The sequence below is a fragment of the Pseudomonas sp. P4_B3 genome (genome assembly GCF_056402295.1).
Map to the genome: position 1 here is coordinate 1 of NZ_JBFUHR010000047.1, position 4,617 is coordinate 4,617.

A 4,617-nucleotide genomic window follows, 5' to 3' on the forward strand; every position below is an offset into this window, starting at 1 on the left:
CTCTGTAGGTGGTACCGGCGGCGAACTCGTTGTGGGCGGAGTTGGCGACGTAGGTCCAGGCACCGCCGGTGCCGATGGAGAACTGGCCGTAGCTGCCGGCGGTGTTGGTTTGGGCGACGAAGGTTGCGGCGCTGTCGACGTCGCTGATGGTCAGGGTGCTAGCGGTGGTCAGCGCAGCATTGGTCTCGGTGAGGTTGGCGATGTCGGCGGACAGCACGGCGGCATCGTTGGTGCCGAGGATATGCACGGTGACCGAAGTGAGGGTGCCGTCGGCACTGCTCACCGCGAAGGTGTCGGTGTAGGTGGTGCCGGCCGCGAACTCGTTGTGGGCGGAACTGGCGACGTAGGTCCAGGCACCGCCGGTGCCGATGGAGAACTGGCCGTGGCTGCCGACGGTGTTGGTTTGCGCGGCGAAGGTTGCGGCGTTGTCGACGTCGCTGATGGTCAGGGTGCCGCTGGTGGTCAGCGGAGCATTGGTTTCGCTGAGCGTAACGCTGGCCGAGGACAGCACGGCGGCGTCGTTGCTGCCGGTGACGGTGATAGTCACCAGCTGGGTGTCGACACCGCCGAGGCCATCGCTGACCTGCACCGTGAACACGTCCTCATGACTCTCGCCCGCCTTCAGCGACTGCACCGCACTGGCGACCCCGTCGGTGCCATTGGCCAGCGTGTAGATCCACTTGCCGGTGGTGTCCACCGCGATCGAACCGTAGGTGCCTGTGGACGCGCCATTGAGGGTCCAGGTTGCCGTGGCATCGTGATCGATGTCGGCCGAGCTGAACTGGCCATTGACGCTGAGCGTGGTGTCTTCCTGCACCGCGCCGGCCTCATTGCCCGTCGCGAAGCTGAGCACGGGCGCGTCATTGCTGCCGGTGACGGTGATCGTCACCAGCTGGGTGTCGACGCCGCCCTGGCCGTCGCTGACCTGTACCGTGAACACGTCCTCGTGGCTCTCGCCCGCCTTCAGCGCCTGCACCGCACTGGCGACCCCATCGGTGCCGTTGGCCAGCGTGTAGGTCCACTGGCCGGTGGTGTCCACCGCGATCGAACCGTAGGTGCCTGTTGACGCGCCATTGATGGTCCAGGTCGCCGTGGCGTCGTGATCGATGTCGGCCGAGCTGAACTGGCCGTTCACGCTGAGCGTGGTGTCTTCCTGCACCGCGCCGGCCGCATTGCCTGCCACGAAACTGAGCACGGGCGCGTCGTTGCTGCCGGTGATGGTGACGGTCACCAGCTGGGTGTCGACGCCGCCGAGGCCGTCGCTGACTTGCACCGTGAACACGTCATCATGGCTCTCGCCCGCCTTCAGCGCCTGCACCGCACTGGCGACCCCGTCGCTGCCGTTGGCCAGGGTGTAGGTCCACTGGCCGCTGCTGTCCACGGCGATCGAACCGTAGGTGCCGGTGGACGCGCCATTGAGGGTCCAGGTCGCCGTGGCATCGTGATCGATGTCGGCCGAACTGAACTGGCCATTGACGCTGAGTTTGGTGTCTTCCTGCACCGCGCCCGCCTCGTTGCCTGTCACGAAGCTGAGCACCGGCGCGTCGTTGCTGCCGGTGACGGTGACGGTCACCAGCTGGGTGTCCACGCCGCCCAGGCCGTCGCTGACTTGCACCGTAAACACGTCATCATGGCTCTCGCCCGCCTTCAGCGACTGCACCGCACTGGCAACCCCGTCGCTGCCATTGGCCAGGGTGTAGATCCACTGGCCGCTGTTGTCCACCGCGATCGAACCGTAGGTGCCGGTGGACGCGCCATTGATGCTCCAGGTCGCCGTGGCATCGTGATCGATGTCGGCCGAGCTGAACTGGCCACTGACGCTGAGCGTGGTGTCTTCCTGCACCGCGCCGGCCTCGTTGCCGGTCGCGAAGCTGAGCACGGGCGCGTCGTTGCTGCCGGTGACGGTGATCGTCACCAACTGGGTGTCGACGCCACCCAGGCCGTCGCTGACTTGCACGCTGAACACTTCGTTGTGACTCTCGCCCGCCTTCAGTGACTGCACCGCACTGGCAACCCCATCGGTGCCGTTGGCCAGGGTGTACGTCCACTGGCCGCTGTTATCGACGGCGATCGAACCGTAGGTGCCCGTATCTGTACCCGCAATGCTCCAGGTCGCCGTGGCATCGTGATCGATGTCGGCCGAACTGAACTGGCCATTGACGCTGAGCGTGGTGTCTTCCTGCACCGCGCCAACATCGTTGCCGGTCGCGAAGCTGAGCACGGGCGCGTCGTTGCTGCCGGTAATGGTGACGGTCACCAGCTGGGTGTCGACGCCGCCCAGCCCGTCGCTGACCTGCACGCTGAACACTTCGTTGTGACTCTCGCCCGCCTTCAGCGACTGCACTGCACTGGCGACCCCATCGCTGCCATTGGCCAGCGTGTAGGTCCACTGGCCGGTGGTGTCCACGGCGATCGCGCCGTAGGTGCCTGTTGATGCGCCATTGATGGTCCAGGTTGCCGTGGCATCGTGATCGATGTCGGCCGAACTGAACTGGCCATTGACGCTGAGTTTGGTGTCTTCCTGCACCGCGCCCGCCTCATTGCCTGTCACGAAACTGAGCACSGGCGCGTCGTTGCTGCCGGTRAYGGTGACGGTCACCAGCTGGGTGTCGACGCCACCCAAGCCGTCGCTGACTTGCACCGTGAACACGTCATCATGGCTCTCGCCCGCCTTCAGCGCCTGCACCGCACTGGCAACCCCATCGGTGCCGTTGGCCAGGGTGTACGTCCACTGGCCGCTGTTATCGACGGCGATCGAACCGTAGGTGCCCGTATCTGTACCCGCAATGCTCCAGGTCGCCGTGGCGTCGTGATCGATGTCGGCCGAGCTGAACTGGCCATTGACGCTGAGCGTGGTGTCTTCCTGCACCGCGCCAACATCGTTGCCGGTCGCGAAGCTGAGCACGGGCGCATCGTTGCTGCCGGTAATGGTGACGGTCACCATCTGGGTGTCCACGCCGCCCAGGCCGTCGCTGACCTGCACGCTGAACACTTCGTTGTGACTTTCTCCCGCCTTCAGCGCCTGCACTGCACTGGCAACCCCGTCGCTGCCGTTAGCCAGGGTGTAGGTCCACTGGCCGCTGCTGTCCACGGCGATCGAGCCAAAGGTGCCGGTATTTGGCCCGGCAATACTCCAAGTGGCGGTGGCATCGTGATCGATGTCGGTCGAGCTGAACTGGCCGCTGACGCTGAGGGTGGTGTCTTCCTGCACCGTGCCGACCTCGTTGCCGGTCGCGAAACTGAGCACCGGCGCGTCGTTGCTGCCGGTAATGGTGATCGTCACGTCCTTGGTCACTGTCGCCCCGACGTCGTCGGTCAGCGTCACCGTGAACACTTCGGTCTTGGTCTGGCCCGCGGCCAGGTACTGCGCCGCGCTGTTGTTCAGCGTATAGGTCCAGCCCACGCTGCCCACCGCGTCGCCGGTGCTCTCGTCGCTGACGGTGGCCACCAGCGTACCCAGCGCATTGGCTGGCGCGCTCACGCTGGCCACATGGGCGTCATCGGCCAGGTCCACGTCGCCGAAGGCGAAGCTGCCGCTGGCCAGCGGGGTACCGTCTTCGGCTACCGCCCCGCTTTCGACTTCTGCCGCCGTCACCGTCGGCGCGTCGTTGGTGCCGGTAATGGTGACGGTCACCAGTTGGGTGTCGACGCCGCCCAGGCCGTCGCTGACTTGCACCGTAAACACCTCATCATGACTCTCGCCCGCCTTCAGCGACTGCACCGCACTGGCAACTCCGTCGCTGCCATTGGCCAGGGTGTAGGTCCACTGGCCGGTGGTGTCCACCGCGATCGAACCGTAGGTGCCGGTGGACGCGCCATTGAGGGTCCAGGTCGCCGTGGCATCGTGATCGATGTCGGTCGAGCTGAACTGGCCGCTGACACTGAGGGTGGTGTCTTCCTGCACCGCGCCGGCCGCATTGCCCGTCGCGAAACTGAGCACGGGCGCGTCGTTGCTGCCGGTAATGGTGACGGTCACCAGTTGGGTGTCGACGCCGCCGAGGCCGTCGCTGACCTGCACCGTAAACACCTCATCATGACTCTCGCCCGCCTTCAGCGACTGCACCGCACTGGCGACACCATCGGTGCCATTGGCCAGGGTGTAGGTCCACTGGCCGCTGCTGTCCACGGCGATCGAGCCAAAGGTGCCGGTATTTGGCCCGGCAATACTCCAAGTGGCGGTGGCATCGTGATCGATGTCGGCCGAACTGAACTGGCCGTTCACGCTGAGCGTGGTGTCTTCCTGCACCGCGCCCGCCTCGTTGCCCGTCAGGAAGCTGAGCACGGGCGCGTCGTTGCTGCCGGTAATGGTGACGGTCACCAGTTGGGTGTCGACGCCGCCGAGGCCGTCGCTGACTTGCACGCTGAACACTTCGTTGTGACTCTCGCCCGCCTTCAGCGACTGCGCCGCACTGGCAACGCCATCGGTGCCATTGGCCAGGGTGTAGGTCCACTGGCCGGTGGTGTCCACGGCGATCGAACCGTAGGTGCCGGTGGACGCGCCATTGATGGTCCAGGTCGCCGTGGCATCGTGATCGATGTCGGCCGAGCTGAACTGGCCGCTGACGCTGAGCGTGGTGTCTTCCTGCACGGTGCCAACATCGTTGCCGGTCGCGAAGC

The 4,617-nt window shown here is 65.6% G+C and carries 1 protein-coding gene; it reads right to left on the bottom strand.

Annotation, left to right across the window (positions count from 1 at the left end; genetic code table 11):
- Positions 1-4,617: beta strand repeat-containing protein (locus tag AC1DWG_RS30350; protein ID WP_477788764.1), on the bottom strand; the 4,617-nt coding region annotated here is incomplete at both ends.